Source organism: Cupriavidus sp. 30B13 (genome assembly GCF_049059565.2).
GTDB lineage: Bacteria > Pseudomonadota > Gammaproteobacteria > Burkholderiales > Burkholderiaceae > Cupriavidus.
Window position 1 is genome coordinate 3,404,291 of record NZ_CP188223.1, and the last position, 15,609, is coordinate 3,419,899.

General features: G+C 61.1%; 13 protein-coding genes and 2 pseudogenes. 12 read left to right on the forward strand and 3 right to left on the reverse strand.

Annotation, left to right across the window (positions count from 1 at the left end; translation table 11 throughout):
• Positions 1 to 160 precede the first annotated feature (160 nt).
• Both ACKI2N_RS15645 and ACKI2N_RS15650 read right to left on the reverse strand, forming a co-directional pair.
• Complete coding sequence (locus tag ACKI2N_RS15645) at positions 161 to 784, reverse strand: hypothetical protein (protein ID WP_420993635.1); 624 nt, start codon at positions 782 to 784, stop codon at positions 161 to 163.
• Positions 781 to 1,563, reverse strand: a complete 783-nt coding sequence (locus ACKI2N_RS15650; RefSeq protein WP_420993634.1) for a hypothetical protein — start codon at positions 1,561 to 1,563, stop codon at positions 781 to 783. Before ACKI2N_RS15650 ends, ACKI2N_RS15645 begins: the two co-directional genes overlap by 4 nt.
• A gap of 417 nt (positions 1,564 to 1,980) precedes the next feature.
• Between ACKI2N_RS15650 and ACKI2N_RS15655 the strand changes: the two are divergent.
• The 12 genes and pseudogenes from ACKI2N_RS15655 to ACKI2N_RS15710 form a co-directional block, all read left to right on the forward strand.
• Positions 1,981 to 2,283 (forward strand): annotated as a pseudogene (locus ACKI2N_RS15655) (TolC family protein); the annotation flags it as partial.
• A gap of 95 nt (positions 2,284 to 2,378) precedes the next feature.
• A complete protein-coding gene (locus tag ACKI2N_RS15660; RefSeq protein WP_426990849.1) occupies positions 2,379 to 3,809 on the forward strand; it encodes an efflux RND transporter periplasmic adaptor subunit in 1,431 nt (476 codons plus the stop codon).
• Positions 3,806 to 6,969, forward strand: a pseudogene (locus ACKI2N_RS15665) (efflux RND transporter permease subunit). Before ACKI2N_RS15660 ends, ACKI2N_RS15665 begins: the two are co-directional and overlap by 4 nt.
• A complete protein-coding gene (locus ACKI2N_RS15670) occupies positions 6,966 to 7,319 on the forward strand; it encodes a copper-binding protein (RefSeq protein WP_420993632.1) in 354 nt (117 codons plus the stop codon). Before ACKI2N_RS15665 ends, ACKI2N_RS15670 begins: the two are co-directional and overlap by 4 nt.
• Before the next feature lie 586 nt (positions 7,320 to 7,905).
• The gene (locus ACKI2N_RS15675) at positions 7,906 to 8,745 is read left to right on the forward strand and encodes a hypothetical protein (RefSeq protein WP_420993631.1); all 840 of its coding nucleotides are present in this window, start codon (positions 7,906 to 7,908) and stop codon (positions 8,743 to 8,745) included.
• A 756-nt stretch (positions 8,746 to 9,501) separates the two neighbouring features.
• Positions 9,502 to 9,825 (forward strand): hypothetical protein, encoded by a 324-nt coding sequence (locus ACKI2N_RS15680; protein ID WP_420993630.1) that lies wholly within the window; start codon positions 9,502 to 9,504, stop codon positions 9,823 to 9,825.
• 427 nt (positions 9,826 to 10,252) lie between these two features.
• A complete protein-coding gene (locus tag ACKI2N_RS15685; protein WP_420993629.1) occupies positions 10,253 to 11,218 on the forward strand; it encodes a DUF932 domain-containing protein in 966 nt (321 codons plus the stop codon).
• Positions 11,219 to 11,303: 85 nt separating this feature from the next.
• Complete coding sequence (locus ACKI2N_RS15690) at positions 11,304 to 12,329, forward strand: YqaJ viral recombinase family protein (protein WP_420993628.1); 1,026 nt, start codon at positions 11,304 to 11,306, stop codon at positions 12,327 to 12,329.
• On the forward strand, positions 12,314 to 13,231 hold the full coding sequence (locus ACKI2N_RS15695) for a hydrolase or metal-binding protein (protein WP_420993627.1): 918 nt from the start codon (positions 12,314 to 12,316) through the stop codon (positions 13,229 to 13,231). Before ACKI2N_RS15690 ends, ACKI2N_RS15695 begins: the two co-directional genes overlap by 16 nt.
• Positions 13,228 to 14,214 (forward strand): hypothetical protein, encoded by a 987-nt coding sequence (locus tag ACKI2N_RS15700; RefSeq protein WP_426989928.1) that lies wholly within the window; start codon positions 13,228 to 13,230, stop codon positions 14,212 to 14,214. The genes ACKI2N_RS15695 and ACKI2N_RS15700 overlap by 4 nt, the downstream gene beginning before the upstream one ends.
• A gap of 123 nt (positions 14,215 to 14,337) precedes the next feature.
• Complete coding sequence (locus tag ACKI2N_RS15705) at positions 14,338 to 14,679, forward strand: hypothetical protein (RefSeq protein WP_420993626.1); 342 nt, start codon at positions 14,338 to 14,340, stop codon at positions 14,677 to 14,679.
• A 1-nt stretch (position 14,680) separates the two neighbouring features.
• Positions 14,681 to 15,043 carry a hypothetical protein gene (locus tag ACKI2N_RS15710; protein ID WP_420993625.1) on the forward strand — a complete coding sequence of 121 codons (363 nt, stop codon included), beginning with the start codon at positions 14,681 to 14,683 and terminating at the stop codon, positions 15,041 to 15,043.
• Here the strand turns inward: ACKI2N_RS15710 and ACKI2N_RS15715 are convergent.
• A complete protein-coding gene (locus tag ACKI2N_RS15715; RefSeq protein ID WP_420993624.1) occupies positions 15,040 to 15,387 on the reverse strand; it encodes a helix-turn-helix domain-containing protein in 348 nt (115 codons plus the stop codon). The genes ACKI2N_RS15710 and ACKI2N_RS15715 overlap by 4 nt on opposite strands.
• Positions 15,388 to 15,609: the final 222 nt, after the last annotated feature.

Below are 15,609 nucleotides of genomic sequence, written 5' to 3' on the forward strand. Positions count from 1 at the left end.
ACCGGATGCATTGACCGGGAACGACTGCTACCAGTGACTTCATCCTGAAGTGAACGGACAGTCGGTAGCTAGGGTAAAAACCATTCAATGCACCGGGATCTATCTTACGGCCTCACAAACGGATTACATAGGGAGCTGCCTGATTCTGTGATCATTGGCATCACTCGTCCTGCGACAGCGTCAATAGCAGTCGGTCAGCGCTTTCCTGATCAAGACCACACGAATGTAGCGCGTCCGCGAATGACTCTGGCGGCTCTGAACCCGCCGAGCTTTGGGCGAAAGCGAGACGCACGAATTGCTGGGGCGCCCTGAAATGCGCTTCAAGCTCCGAAATCGATATTGCCAGGAGACGGGCGAGTCTTTTCACGAATGCTGCTGGGATCGTGTTAGGAAGCACCTGCCGATCGCGCAGCTTCTTAATGAAAGAGGATGGGACGCCGAGTTGTGTCATCAATTCACTATAGCCTCCCGAATCGAGTCGTGCGATGGGATTCCCTGCAGCTACAACATTCGGTTCGGCCTTAGCTGCTGCCTGCGCTCCAAAACGAAGGTTGTGAAACCGGCTGATCGCCCATTCCGCAACCGGATCGTGCGCCAGGACCGGCTCCGTGTCGCCCCGCAAGCGGACCTGAACCAGCACTGCAGCGCATTGCAAGAGCTCGCGCTCGAACTCCGGATACTGGCTGACGTACGCTTTCAACAGGCGCTCGTCCGGCAGGTCCTGCTCCGTCGAGAACTGCAGCAGGACTTCCTCTAGCGTGTCATGCTTGGATTGTGCGTTCAATTTTCACTCCTTAAGTTTTCGAGCTTCTCGCGGGCCCGTTTTTGGCGGTTTCTCACGGTTCTGCTGTCGACCTGGCATAGGGTCGAAATCGTCGACTCCTCCTTGTCGAGCGATTCGCTCTTGAGGCCAAGAATCGTATAGATCATGACCTCCTGTTCGTCCGCCGGGAGCTTCGCTAACGCATCGAGCACCTGTCCTGTGAAGACGCCTCGTTCAGGCTGACTTAGGCCGAGCGGCATCTGGGGAACCTTGCCATCGGCCAGCGTGCCCTCCATTTCGTTGCCCTCGTCGTCTTCACGCTCACACATCGGGACGATTCTCGACTGATGGATACGCATGCGCTTGCTTTCAGTCGACACCAGCGCACAGATAGCGTTATCGAAAAGCACCTCGTAGAAATCCAGCCTTTCGCAGCCGTGGCCACTCGCATCACTAGCGAACATGTCCACAAACCGGCCCATCACGTTCTCGGCGGCCTCTTGCTCTGCTCCGACGCCTCTCGCTCGCAAAAGCGAGCGGACGCGGGGCGTTACACGCCGCATAAGCGTATCAACCAGTTGGTTCAGCAATGCGCGTCGTCCTTCGCGCTGCGCATCGCGCGCCAGAGCGAGCAAACACTCACTCTGGATAGACCCTGCGGATTTCCGTGGCATCACCTTAACGCGACGGATCAGTTCGGATTCAGATAGCCGCTCGAGCATCGCCAGTTCCTGTTCAGTCGCGGGCAAACGCTGCATGGGGGTTCCATGAACCGTTTTTTTGGTCAGTTTCCTGGGCATGTATCCTCCGATTCGCCTGCCTCTACTTCCTAGATAGGAGGGCACTCAAAAAACCGGAAAGTGGTTGAGAGATATTTTTTTGCTTGGCCCTCCCCCCTCTGAGCGCTGCTCAAGGGAATGTACAGATGTTCGAGACATAGGCGCGTCAGGTGGGAACACGGTAGTAAGCGGAGAAGTCTGCTCAAGCTAGAGCCATGCTCCAACAGTTTGAACACGGCTGGGAGGAGCAGGACAGCATCTGAAGCGCCCGATGGGCATGATGTCAGATTATTTTCTACGGGCTCAGAGATTGCTCACGGTTTCGGCGATGTACCGCTACAGGAGAATATCCCTGACGAGGTTGACTATTAGCCGCTTTGGTAGCCTTGACGGAGCAGGTGCCTGGACCTTCATCCACTAGTATGCGCGGGCACTAGAGAGATTATCCAGCGCAATACCGACGCAGTCGCTGGTGCGCGCGTCGCGGAACTGCGCCGCAACCTTGAACGCCTCAAGCGCTATGACGATGCTACTCTGCTGCTGGCCAATGCGCAGGCGGAAGCTGCCTTGACAGCCTATCGCGCTAACACGGGTTCGCTGCTGGCGGTGGCGGAAGCGAATCACCGCGCCATCGATACTGCACTGGAACGGCTAACCCTGGAACAACGCACGACGAGGCTCTGGGCCGAACTGACGTTCTTGACGCCACTGCCCGAACCTGCCACCAAGGACTTCAAATGAACCCACGACTGAAGCTTGCCGCTTAGTGCCTGGCTTTGATCGGTGCGGCCGGATATGCCGGCTATCGCTACGGCGTTTCGCAGGGCACGTCCACGATGCCCGGCAAACCGGCGACGAGCGCGACAGCGAAAGCTAGTGATAGCGATCCGCAAACGGGCAAAAAGGTTCTCTATTGGCACGACCCGATGGTGCCGGGCCAGCGCTTTGACAAGCCTGGAAAATCGCCCTTCATGGACATGCAACTAGTACCGCTCTATGCCGACGGTGACGGTTCCGGCGGCAGTGGAATCTCCATCGACAGTCGCGTGACGCAGAACCTGGATATCCGCATCGCTGAGGTAAAGGCCGCTCGCATGGGTGCCATGCTTGAGGCACCCGGCAATGTCGCCATCGATGAGCGCAGCATCCAAGTGATCCAGGCGCGCACCACCGGCTTCGTGCAGCATGTGGGAGTGCGAGCCACGCTCGATTCGGTCCGAAAGGGTCAGACACTGATCACTCTCTATGCACCCGACTGGGTGGCGGCGCAGGAGGAGTACCTGGCGGTCGCCCGAATGCCTCAAGAGTTACAGGGCGACTTGGCGGATGCGGCAAAAGCGCGCATGCGGCAAGCCGGCATGACACCGGGGCAAGCCGATGCCGTCGCCCGTTCGGGCAAACTTCAGACAGGGCAAGGCATCGCCAGCCCGTTGGACGGCGTTGTCACTGAGATCACAGTGCGCGAAGGCATGACAGTCACCCCGGGCATGACACTTTTCCGGTTGGCGGATCTTGGTCAGGTCTGGGTGATTGCCGAAGTGCCGGAAGCACAGGCGCACGGTATCGCACCCGGACAATCCGTCACGGTATCGGCCACCGCCGCCCCGGAACCCGTGAACGGCAAGGTCGATGCGATCCTGCCCGACGTCAATCCCGCCACGCGCACCCTCAAGGTACGCATCGTCTTACCCAACAAGCAACACCGGCTGGTGCCCGGCATGTTTGCCAACGTGCGGTTCGACAGCGGCGATCGCCAGGACGTCCTGCAGATTCCATCCGAGGCCGTGATTCGTACGGGCCAGCGCAACGTCGTGATGGTCGATGCGGGGCCGAAAGGTTATGTGGCCACGGAAATCCGCACAGGCCATGAATCCGACGGCATGACCGAAGTCGTCTCCGGACTGAATGCCGGGCAAAAGGTTGTGACGTCGGGCCAGTTTCTGATCGATTCCGAAGTCAGCCTGCGCGGCACGTCGGACCGGCTGGCTTCGCCGGCCGGTGCATCCGCGCCCGCCGCGACTGTGCTGGAGCATGAGGGGATCGGTCGCATCGAAGCTGTGAACGCTGCGGGCCTGACAATTTCGCATGGACCGATTCCTTCGGCACAGTGGGGCGCTATGACGATGGATTTCGCCGCGCATGACCCTGCAATGCTCAAGGGGTTGAAACCTGGCGACCGCATCCTGTTCCGTTTCAGCCTGGACCAAGACGGTGCCGCCACGCTATCGTCGGTACAGCCGACCGGTGCTGAAGGAGCCAAGCCATGATCGCGCGCATCATCCTGGCGTCGATACGCAATCGCTTCCTGGTGCTCCTGGCCACGGTCATGCTCACGGCGTGGGGGCTGTGGGCGGTGCGCCGCTCGACGCGTTGCCAGACCTGTCCGATGTGCAGGTGATCATCCGTACTCCATTCCCGGGGCAGGCACCGCAACTGGTCGAAAACCAGGTCACCTATCCGCTGACCACGACCATGTTGTCTGTGCCGGGGGCCAAGACCGTACGCGGATACTCTTTCTTCGGGGATTCGTTCGTCTACGTCCTGTTCGAGGACGGCACCGACCCATACTGGGCGCGCTCGCGCGTGCTGGAGTACCTGAATCAGGTGTAGTCACGCCTGCCGGCAGCCGCCAAACCGGCGCTGGGGCCGGATGCCACCGGCGTCGGCTGGATCTATGAGTACGCGCTGGTGGACAAGACCGGGCGGCACGACCTCTCACAACTACGCGCGCTACAGGAGTGGTTCCTGCGCTTTGAGTTGAAGTCACTGCCCAATGTCGCTGAGGTCGCTCCCATCGGCGGGATGGTGAAGCAGTATCAGGTCGTATTGCAGCCGGATAGGCTGCGCGCCTTCAACATCCCCCAGTCCAGGATCCTGGAGGCTTTGAAGGGTACGAACCAGGAGGCCGGAGGCTCAGTACTTGAACTTGGTGAAGCCGAGTACGCGGTGAGAGCCTCGGGGTACCTGAAGACGCTCGATGATTTCTGGCAGATTCCGCTAGTGACCAGCGAAGCAGGCATTCCTGTACGGCTCGGCGATGTGGCCACGGTCCCGTTCGGTCCCGAGTTGAGGCGCGGTATCGCCGAACTCAATGGCCAAGGCGAGGTCGCCGGCGGTGTCATCGTGATGCGCTCGGGCAAGAACGCCCTGGAAACCATCGAGGCAGTCAAGGCCAAGCTCGCCGTGCTACAGAAGAGCCTGCCGGCAGGCGTCGAGATCGTCACCACGTACGACCGCTCGTCCCTGATCAATCGCGCGGTGGACAATCTGACGCACAAGCTGATCGAAGAGTTCATCGTCGTCGCGCTGGTCTGTCTGATCCTCCTGTTCCACCTGCGTTCGGCCGTGGTGGCCATTGTTTCGCTGCCGTTGGGGGTACTAGCCGCCTTCCTGGTCATGCGCTACCAGGGCGTCAATGCAAACATCATGTCGCTGGGTGGCATCGCCATTGCCATCGGCGCCATGGTCGATGCTGCGGTCGTCATGATCGAGAATGCGCACAAGCATCTCGAGCACTGGAATGCGGACAATCCCGGAAGGGAACTCTCCGGGGAGGAGCGCTGGCGTGTGATCGGCGAATCGGCGGCGGAGGTGGGCCCTGCACTGTTCTTCTCGCTGCTGATCATCACACTCTCCTTTGTGCCGGTGTTCACGCTGGAAGCGCAGGAGGGACGGCTGTTCTCACCACTGGCCTTCACCAAGACTTACTCGATGGCCGCAGCCGCTGGGTTGTCGGTGACCCTGGTGCCAGTATTGATGGGATATATGATCCGGGGCAGGATCCCCAGCGAACAGTCCAATCCGCTCAACCGATGGCTGATACGTGCATACCAGCCGATGTTGGCCAAGGTGCTGACCTATCCGAAGACCACGGTGGCCATTGCAGCAATTCTGCTGGCCGCGACCGTCTGGCCGATTACGCGAGTTGGCGGCGAGTTCATGCCGCCCCTTGATGAGGGTGACCTGCTCTACATGCCCTCTGCGCTGCCCGGCCTTTCCGCAGGTAAGGCCGCGCAATTGCTCCAGCAGACGGACAGGCTGATCAAGACTGTGCCAGAGGTTGCCACCGTGTTCGGCAAGGCGGGTCGCGCGGACTCGGCGACCGACCCGGCGCCGCTGGAGATGTTCGAAACCACGATCCAGTTCAAGCCGCGCGATCAATGGCGCGCCGGCATGACGCCGGACAAGCTGGTCGAAGAACTCGATCGCGTGGTGAAGGTGCCGGGCCTGTCGAACATCTGGGTATCACCGATCCGCAACCGGATTGACATGCTGGCCACCGGTATCAAGAGCCCGGTGGGCATTAAGGTGGCGGGCACGGACCTGAAGGAAATCGATCGGCTTGCCACGCGCATCGAGGAAGCCGTGAAAACCGTCCCGGGCGTCACTTCCGCGCCGGCGGAGCGTCTGTCTGGCGGACGCTACATCGACGTCAATATCGACCGGATGGCGGCGGGCCGCTATGGCCTAAACATCGAGAACGTCCAGAGCTTTGTGTCCTCTGCCGTCGGTGGCGACAATGTGGGGGAAGTGGTCGACGGATTGGCGCGCTTTCCAATCAATGTCCGCTATCCACGCGACTACCGCGATTCGGTGGAGCAATTGCGCGCCTTGCCCATCGTCACGGATCGAGGGCAGCAGATCACCCTATCCGATGTGGCACGCCTTGAAGTGGTGCAAGGCCCGCCGATGCTGCGCAGCGAAAACGCCCGTCTGTCCGGTTGGATCTACGTGGACATTCGCGGACGTTATCTGCGCTCAGCGGTCCATGACATGCAGGCAGTGGTGGCCAAGGCGGTGCCGATGCCAGCGGGCTATTCCCTCAGTTGGTCGGGGCAGTTCGAGTACCTGGAGCGGGCCACCGCAAAGCTGAAGGTAGTGGTGCCGTTCACACTACTGATCATCTTCGTCTTGCTTTATCTGGTGTTCGGCCGCCTTGATGAAGCACTGCTGATCATGGGCACGCTGCCGCTGGCGCTCATCGGCGGCTTCTGGCTGCTCTATGCGCTCGGCTACGACTTATCGGTGGCCGGCGTGGTCGGCTTCATCGCATTGGCCGGCGTGGCGGCCGAGTTCGGCGTGATCATGCTGCTCTACCTCAAGCACGCCTGGAACGAGCGAGAAGACAGAGGCAAAGCAAGCCTACCCGCGCTGCTGGAAGCCATCCAGGAAGGCGCGGTGCAGCGTGTCCGTCCCAAAGCTATGACGGTCGCGGTCATTCTCGCTGGCCTGATTCCCATCATGTGGTCGCATGGCACGGGCTCGGAGGTCATGCAGCGCATTGCGGCCCCGATGGTCGGTGGCATGGCGACCGCGCCCTTGCTTTCCCTGTTTGTTGTCCCGGCGGTGTACCTGCTGATACGCAAACGCCAGACAAAATCTGTCTCCCTTTCCACCCACCCCTCGCTTCCAGAGGAAACGCAATGAAACACGTCAACACTCTCGCATTCGTTCTCTCCCTTACGGCCGCCTCGGCGGCATTCGCGGCTGGATCCATGGACGGCATGGACATGAAAAGCATGGACATGAAGCCGTCTGCCGCATCGCCGAAGGCTCCGCAGCCTGTCGCAGCAGAAGTCAAGAAGATCGATGCCCAAACCGGCAAGGTAACACTCAAGCACGGCCCGATTGACAACCTCGGCATGCCCGCCATGGTGATGGCGTTTCCTGTTAAGGGCCGCGCTTCGCTACAGAACTTCAAGGAGGGCGACGCGGTTTCCGTTACGTTCGACAAGATCAACGGCGAACCGGCCGTCGTAGACATGAAGCGACGGTAAGCGCACGCAATTGCATGCGGTCGCTGTCGGTGGCATGCAATTGTCGTGCGACCCAATGCATCGGATTTCTTCGAAATAAGCCCGAGCGCCCAGCTGATGCGACCACTATATCTTCCGTCCAACGTCGTAATGGCGCACTTGGTCACCCTGGCGCTGACATTCTGTGCGATATGCTGGTTCGCCTGGCATCTCAGGCGCCATCATGGCACTCGTCGCCAGCGGACATCAATACAGGTGGCTCGCCCGCGCAAGAGGCGTCGCAAGCCAGGGGGAAGTCGCAAGTAAGCTGATTCTAGATAATGCAACAGCGTGCCTTGCGACGCCGGCAGCTACGCTTCGCCATCGGATGACCGCTCAACTCTCGTAGCCGCTATTGGGCGTTACGCAACGGATGACCGAGAAGGGTCGGTCAGGGACAACCACCTTCCCTGGCCAACGGCCGGCTCAGTCCGGCCACGAACGGCCGTTCGCATCTTACAGACTTTCTCTAAGGATCGAATGCAGTCGGTTGCATTCAAACCGTGTGGTAGATTCGTCTTAGCTGGCACGCTCCAGCGCGTACAGGTATGTTATTCCGAGGAATTACATGGGCCAAGCTAAGTTGAAGCAGCAGGACGCGTTCGCACGCAATCTAATAGAAGAATGGGAAAGCCGCGATTGTATCGACTTTGCTGTCGCACTCGCACGGCGCACTGGCTGGCTGCTACATGTTGACTGGTGGTCTACGTCGTCGCAGCGCCCCTCCGAAGACTGCAAAGAAAGCAACTTCTACCCGCTTCGTGTTTACGTGGCCGACAACGCAGATAAGATTTTTGATCCACGCGGCGTGATGTCGATTTTCGACTTTGCCGAACGGATCGTCAGAAGGCAAGTACGCGAGCGCGGTTTCAACAGCGGTGGCGTGCTGACTCGGTTCTATGCCGAGGACCGATTCGCGGAATTGCCTTTGCGCTACCAGCCCGATGAACAAATGGTCAGCCAGGCGCTTGCAGAAATCGAGGGGCACCGTAGCTTTCTTGCACGCATCCCCTCAAGAAATCCTTCCGGCATAGCCGCGCATCATGCCGCGCGCCTCAGCTTTGGATCGTGCGCAGTCTTTGCTGAAGCAATGCGCGAACATGCCGGGTTACAACCTACCGCACTTCTTGCCACGCGGTTTTTGCCAGGATGGGAAGGAACACAGATAAGCAAGCGCGGCTATTTTCACAGCGTTGTACTGCACTCGGATGGAGCAGGTGAAGACGCATGGGGAAAAGCGCCACTGAGTGACATAGCGTCGCGATATGGCGTCGCGGAGTTTGTAACGAGCGAGGAAGAGCATCGTACGGTGATTCAGCGCCTCAAACAGACTACACCCGACGTGTACGCGACGCGATACTCAGAAGCGCTTTCACTCATACAGGAGCACACTGATAGGTACGAGTAGATGCGCCACGTAGCGTTATCGCATAATCGACTTCACCTACGGCAAATACCGCAGTTCGCGCTTTCATGGGTTCAAAGGGAGCGGTCTGTTCGAATCCAGCTTACGGTTTATTCAATTGCTCACGCGTTTCGACTTCGAGCGACTGGCTGGAGTGAATGGCCGCAGTAGCTTGGACGCGGCCGAACATGGTGCCGAGTCCAACGTCGGCTCTGGGTTCTGCGACACTCGCGGCCATGGCTGCAGCCACCGCTAGTTTGTTCGCCTGAACGGTGTTTGGGCCAACCCATGCATCTCTCTAATGCAACTCTATTGCATCAGTTCGGCGACACTGCCCCACCCCCAACCGCCAGTTTTCGAACGTCCGTGCCGACATTTGAAAATGGCCGGCTGTACGACATTTGAGCAAAGCCTAGACAATGCGCGATCCTAGGCATTCGGTCGCCCCACGTTGACAACCGTAGCAGTATCCTGGCCCGCACAGCCTTGATCCCAAGATTTTTCAATCACATATCACTGACGTGAACCCGCCCCGGTATTGCCGTGAGGCGGCTCATCCATCGAGTTCTCTCTTCATGGAGTCAGCGTGATACCTATCCAACGACCTTCCCGACCGCTTCTGGTCATCGTCATCCTCGAGACCAGCAGACACGCTCGCCTCGACAATTTCACCAACCGCACGAAGGCTGCGCCGCGCTGCCGACTCACGGACAGCGGTGCAACAACGCGCCCGGCCTGTACGCTCCCGGGGAACACGCAATGACGCCGCCCTGCCCTCGCTGCAATTCCACCCGGATCGAAACACGCGACTACGCCCGCAAGGGCGCTGGCATCATCGGCGGCATTGCCGGCGCGGTGGGCGGTACCTCGGCCGCAATCGGCGGCGCGGAAGCTGGAGCCCTTGTCGGCTCGGTCGGTGGCCCCTTCGGTACGATCGCGGGCGCCATCATCGGTGGTCTCGTGGGCGGCGCCACGGGCTGCGTCACCGGCGCGCGGATCGGCGAGGCGATCGACGACGCCGTCCTCGACAACTTCCGCTGCCTTGATTGTCAACACGTCTTCAGCGCGCGCAGGCGCGAGTAGTTCCTTCAGCGTGACACCACGCCGCCTGCGTCGGCTGTCTCAATTCCCTGTGAGCCCGGCCCGCCCGCCGGGCTCTATGCCTTTTATGTCCCGCCACCATGGCTTGCGGTTACCACATCCCTCGCTCCGACGCATGACGGTCTCGAACATGACCTGGCTGTGAAGCAAGTCTAGGTGAAACGCACAGGCCTGCGTATTCTCGGCACCCTCGAACAATTCCGGGCTGCGCCTGCGTAACCAGCCTCGATTACCATGGCCGCCCCGTCTACTCCGGCAACACCGAATCGACCAGAACCTGGAGACACACGGCGCCGACGACATCGAATTCCGGGACGACTGGCGCGTTCCCCTTTCTGCATTTAACTCATCTCTTGGAGCCCGGCCTTGGCCGGGCTTTTGCATTTTTCTCTCTACAAGGATTTCTATCATGCATCTCGTACAAACAATGGCCTATGCTAACGAAACGCCCTGGCACGGCCTCGGCAACAAGCTAGCCGCGAATCAACCGCTCGAGGTCTGGGCCGATCGCGCCGGCATGAACTGGCGCATCGAGGAATCTGAAGTTCGCTTCGTCTCCGGCAACGCTGGACTGGGGACTATTCACGCATTCCCAGAACAGAAGGTGCTGTACCGCTCGGACACCAATGCGCCGCTCTCCGTTGTCTCTAGCCGCTACCAGGTTGTGCAACCTGCTGAGATTTTGGAGTTTTATCGGGATCTCACCGAGGTCGGCGGCTATGAACTGGAAACGGCGGGCGTGCTCAAGGAAGGCCGCAAGTTCTGGGCGCTCGCCAAGACCGGCCAGAGCGCCACGCTCAAGGGTCGCGACAAGGTCAATGGCTACCTGCTGCTGGCCACGGCCTGCGATGGAACGCTAGCGACCACCGCGCAGTTCACGTCGGTACGCGTGGTCTGCAACAACACCCTGTCAATTGCCCTGAGCGACAGCACCGGCGCCGTCAAAGTCCCGCATCGCAGCCAATTTGATGCGCAGGCAGTCAAGCGCCAGCTCGGCATCGCCATCTCCTCGTGGGATGGCTTCATGGCCCGCATGAAGGCGCTCTCTGAGTGCCGCGTCAAGGATGATGCCGCAGAAGCGTTCTTCCGGCGCGTGCTGACCTATCCCACGGGGAATGCCACGGATCGGCCTGCCGCCAGCGTCAACGACAGCGCGATCAAGACGGTACAACAACTCTACACCGGGCGCGGCAAGGGCGCGCTGCTGGCCTCGGCGGACAGCACCGCCTGGGGCCTGGTCAACAGCATTACCGAGTTCGTCGATCACCACCGCCGCGCTCGCAGTGATGACCACCGTCGCGATGCGGCCTGGTTCGGCGCGGGGGCTGCGCTCAAGCAGAAGGCGTGGGACGAAGCAATGAAACTGGTTGCATGATGACTCCGCAGCTTTCTGCTGCCTCTACGGCATAGCCGCCCGGCCGGGATGTTCCCGCCGGGCATTTTTTTATTCAGGAGGACGTATGTCTCAAGCGGTAATGACCGAGCGCGGCCGGAATCGTCCGGCATTGCGCCTGGTGGACACCAAGGGATTGAGCCGCGAAGACTGGCTCGCCGTGCGCAAGACCGGCATCGGTGGGTCGGATGCCGCCGCAGCGGTCGGACTCAATCCCTATCAGAGCCAGTTGGAATTGTGGCTGGAGAAGACTGGGCGGGATGCGGGCCTGGTCAAGCCCGACCCCATGGATACCACCGAGCCGGTGTACTGGGGCTCACTGTTGGAGCCGATCGTGGCAGCGGCCTATACCCAGCAGACCGGACGCCGGGTGCGCAAGGTCAATGCGGTCCTGCGTCATCCGACCGTGCCCTACATGCTCGCCAATATCGACCGGGAGATAGTAGGCGCGCCGGACGTGCAGATCCTCGAATGCAAGACGGCTGGAGAGTTCGGCGCACGGCTGTGGCGCGAGGGTGTACCGGAATACGTCCAGTTGCAGGTTCAGCATCAGCTGGCGGTGACCGGCAAGCAGGCCGCCGACGTGGCCGTGCTGCTCTGTGGCCAGAAGCTGGAAGTGCACCGGATCGAGCGGGACGATGCCCTGATCGGACAGTTGATGCTGCTGGAAGCGCGTTTCTGGCAATGCGTGGAAAGCGACACCCCGCCGCCTGCCGATGGTTCGGATTCGGCCGATGCCGCGCTGCGCTGCCTGTACCCGCAGGACAGCGGCCAGACCGTGGATTTCAGTGGGGACCGTCCGTTGAGCGCGACCTTTGCAGATTTGGTGGCCTTGCGCGCCGAAATCGCCCTGCGCGAAGGGGCTGAGGCCCGCCTCAAGCAGACGCTCCAGCAAGCTATGGGCGACGCCTCCCGGGCGCAATTCGAAACCGGCGAAGTCACCTTCAAGCGCAGCAAGGATAGTTCCGGCGTTGACCTGAAGCGCCTGCTCGCCGATCACGCCGACCTTGCCACGCAGTACGCCATTACCAAGCCCGGCTCACGCCGGTTCCTGATTCACCCTCATGGAGACAACCCATGCTCAAAGGCTTGAGTATCACCCCGCCCGTCATCGGGCGGATTTCCATCGGCCGCGTGGTCGAGAAGAACGGCAAGCGTCTGCCGGAGAAAGATGACCAATTTACCCTGACCAGCCAGATCCAGGGCCGCGACGGGTGGGTATTGCACCCCCTCGACGAAACGCTGCGCAAGGGCGCCAACGGCAAGCTGCGCGCGGTTCCCGTGCGTCTACTCTTTAATGATCCAAATTTGAATTTGCGTGCCGAATACTCCCTGTTTGATCGCGAGACCGGGCGGCCGGTCTGTGTGGGCAACGGTGAAACCTGCAAGCGGATGGGCAACGACGGCCTGGCCACGCTGCCCTGCCCGTCGCCAGACGGCTGCGGATTCGGCAAGGCTGGCGGCTGCAAGCCCTATGGGCGGCTGAACGTCATTGTCGGGGACGAGGACGAGATGGGTTCGTTCATCTTCCGCACGACCTCTTACAACAGCATTCGCACACTGGCCGCGCGCCTGCACTACTTCGGCGCGGTGTCGGGTGGGCTGCTAGCCTGCCTGCCGCTGGAATTGAAGCTGCGCGGCAAGTCCACCACGCAGAGCTACCGGTCCGCCATTTATTACGTGGATCTGGGTGTGCGTGCCAGCAGTACGCTGGAAACGGCAATCGCGGACGCCAGAGAGTTGAATGACAGGCGGCGCACGGCCGGATTCGATCAGGCAGCGCTGGACGAGGCCGCCCGGCTCGGGTTCAGCAATGGCGCGTTCGAGGACAGCCCAGAAGAAGCGGCTGCGGTCGTGGATGAGTTTTACCCCGCAGCCACGCATGGCGGGCCGGCATCGAGCGGTGACGGATCGGCCACGGGTGAGGCACCGGCAACGACGCTGCGTGACAAGCTAGACCGGCAAGCGGCGCTGCTCGGGGGCAAAGCAGCATGATAGGCGTTCGCCGCAGTGTCCTGGTACTGGCGGCGAGCGCGACAGTGACTGCGATCTGCCTGTCCGTGCTGGCTGGGTGGCAGCGTGGGGGTTCCCTGCCGGAGCGGTTGGTGTGGGTGGCAATCGGTGTGGTTCTCGTTGCCTGCGCACACCTGCTGCCAGCCCTGGCCCGGGAGTCGCCACCGGCGGTGCGCGGCGCGGCAACCGTGCTGTGGGTGGCCAGCCTGCTCACAACGTCGTACGGTCATCTGACCTTCTTCCTGCTCGCCCAGCGGCATGTCGGGGAACTGCGGGCGGCCACGCTACCTGTTACCGCGTCGCAGCCAGGCCGCAGTCTCACGGTCGTCATGGCGCAACGGGCCGACGTCACCGCACGACTGGCGGCGGCCAACGCGCAGCGCTGTACCGGCAACTGCCCAACGCTGGAAGGCCGGCGTGTCGCACTGGCTGCCACGCTCGATGCGCTGGAGGCCGAGACCGAAGACATCCGGCGCGGGCAAGTCGCGCAAGATCGGGCGGTGGAGCAGCATGACGCCGCGATAGCCGATCCGGTCACGGCGCGATTGGCGGCGTTACTCGGCACGACAGCCGCCCGGGTCGACCTGCTGTCGGGGCTGACGTTCGCGGCCGTCCTGGAAGGTGTCGCCTGCCTGCTATGGACCGTCACGCTGCGACTACCGCTACCGTCTCCAGATGCTCCGCCGGTCATACCTCCCGTCATCCCCAGTAATACCCCAGTCGCGCCGAGTCACGAGCCGGAGCCAGGCAGTCACGCGTCCGTGACTGGCGCCGTCACGCCGCAGGCTTCCCCTGGCCCTGCCAGTCATGCCGGGGCAGAGGACGACCTGACGCGACTACGCCAAGCCGTCGCAGCCGGTGAACTACGTCCGACCGTCACCGGCATCCGCCGGCATCTGGGCTGCTCCCAGGCCAGGGCATCGGCATTGCGCCGTCAGCTCGAATTCCTGCCCGGCGTCTCGTAGCCCGTCCGGCGTCTCCCCCGACGCTGGACGTTTTTGCTGACGTTCCAATGACCTCATTCGCGCATCCGGCTCGCCCGGAGGACCGCGTTCGTCCTGACGTTTTACATTCCCTGGAGATAAACCATGCAACAGACTCCCCTCGCGGCCGATCGCACCAAGCCGGTCGAAGCACCGTGCTCGGCAGCAACTTTTACCCCTCGCTTCGCACCCGGCCAGGTGCTTGCCACGCCTGCCGCGCTGGCGGCGCTCGCCCAAGCCAACGTCACCCCGCAGTCCCTGCTGCGACGGCATTTGTGCGGTGATTGGGGCGACCTCGATGAGCTAGACCATCAGCAGAACAATTTCGCGCTGGCAATGAGTGCGCGGCTGTTGTCGAGCTACGCCCTGCCCGGAGGCGGGAAGGTGTGGGTCATTACCGAGGCGGACCGCTCGGTGACAACCGTACTCCTGCCGGAAGACTATTGACATGGCAACGGCCCACCTGCCATCAAGACTGCGCACACCTGCTCGTGTCATGCTCGGCAACGTCTTCGTCTCGCTGGGCGCGCTGACTGCACTGAGCGCCGCTCGCACCCCGCTTGTCTACGTCTTGATTCGCCATGCGCGCGGTGATTGGGGTCAGATCACTGACGAAGATTGGCAACGCAACGAATACGCGCTGGCAACCGGAGATTACCTGCTGTCCAGCTATGTGCTATCGACCGGCCAAAAAGTCTGGGTACAGACAACAGGAAACCGTGCCGTGACATTCGTACTGCTTCCCGTGGAGCAAATGAGCTTGTCCCGCTTCCACGGGAAGCACTGCGAAGCTAGTGAGTCTCCACTTTAGCGACGCGCCAAGCGAGCGGACAGGCGTTCGACGATCTCGACCACCATAGTTCGGTCGTGATGACTCAGCTTCGAGAGTAGCCGCATCAAGTAATTGGCCTGATCGCTGGAGCGGTTGCTGGCCTCGGTCAGCAGGTCTGACGTCTCGCACTGAAAAATATCGGCCAGTTCGGCGAGCCGCCCGATGGTGGGCATCACCACGCCCCGCTCCATGCGGGAAACCGCCTCGTTACCAATTCCCAACCGTTCCGCGACCTGCTCCTGCGTCAGGTTGGCGGCTGCACGCTGTCTTGCAATCGCCCGTCCCACCACGCCGCCCAGTTGATCCATGTCTACTTTGTGCATGCCCTCTCCACGTCCACCTAAATGGTTGGGCATCGTCTTGTTGACATGAAGTGCTTTTGAGGTTGATATTCAACCTTTTTAGTCGTTAACCTGTTCGTTGCTGGCCAAACGGCTCGCCGTCATCGAGACCCTTTTCCGCTTCGACAGGCGGCTGCGATCCCAATCCGGGCTTGTGTCCCCATCCGCAATGGCCAGCACTGCACGACTTATTTCCAATCCAGG

Excerpts from the sequence above, each read along its gene's own strand:
- ACKI2N_RS15650 (WP_420993634.1), bottom strand. The coding sequence starts at position 1,563 with ATGCCCAGGAAACTGACCAAAAAAACGGTTCATGGAACCCCCATGCAG.
- ACKI2N_RS15660 (WP_426990849.1), top strand. The coding sequence starts at position 2,379 with ATGCCCGGCAAACCGGCGACGAGCGCGACAGCGAAAGCTAGTGATAGC.
- ACKI2N_RS15670 (WP_420993632.1), top strand. The coding sequence starts at position 6,966 with ATGAAACACGTCAACACTCTCGCATTCGTTCTCTCCCTTACGGCCGCC.
- ACKI2N_RS15675 (WP_420993631.1), top strand. The coding sequence starts at position 7,906 with ATGGGCCAAGCTAAGTTGAAGCAGCAGGACGCGTTCGCACGCAATCTA.
- ACKI2N_RS15680 (WP_420993630.1), top strand. The coding sequence starts at position 9,502 with ATGACGCCGCCCTGCCCTCGCTGCAATTCCACCCGGATCGAAACACGC.
- ACKI2N_RS15685 (WP_420993629.1), top strand. The coding sequence starts at position 10,253 with ATGCATCTCGTACAAACAATGGCCTATGCTAACGAAACGCCCTGGCAC.
- ACKI2N_RS15690 (WP_420993628.1), top strand. The coding sequence starts at position 11,304 with ATGTCTCAAGCGGTAATGACCGAGCGCGGCCGGAATCGTCCGGCATTG.
- ACKI2N_RS15695 (WP_420993627.1), top strand. The coding sequence starts at position 12,314 with ATGCTCAAAGGCTTGAGTATCACCCCGCCCGTCATCGGGCGGATTTCC.
- ACKI2N_RS15700 (WP_426989928.1), top strand. The coding sequence starts at position 13,228 with ATGATAGGCGTTCGCCGCAGTGTCCTGGTACTGGCGGCGAGCGCGACA.
- ACKI2N_RS15705 (WP_420993626.1), top strand. The coding sequence starts at position 14,338 with ATGCAACAGACTCCCCTCGCGGCCGATCGCACCAAGCCGGTCGAAGCA.
- ACKI2N_RS15710 (WP_420993625.1), top strand. The coding sequence starts at position 14,681 with ATGGCAACGGCCCACCTGCCATCAAGACTGCGCACACCTGCTCGTGTC.
- ACKI2N_RS15715 (WP_420993624.1), bottom strand. The coding sequence starts at position 15,387 with ATGCACAAAGTAGACATGGATCAACTGGGCGGCGTGGTGGGACGGGCG.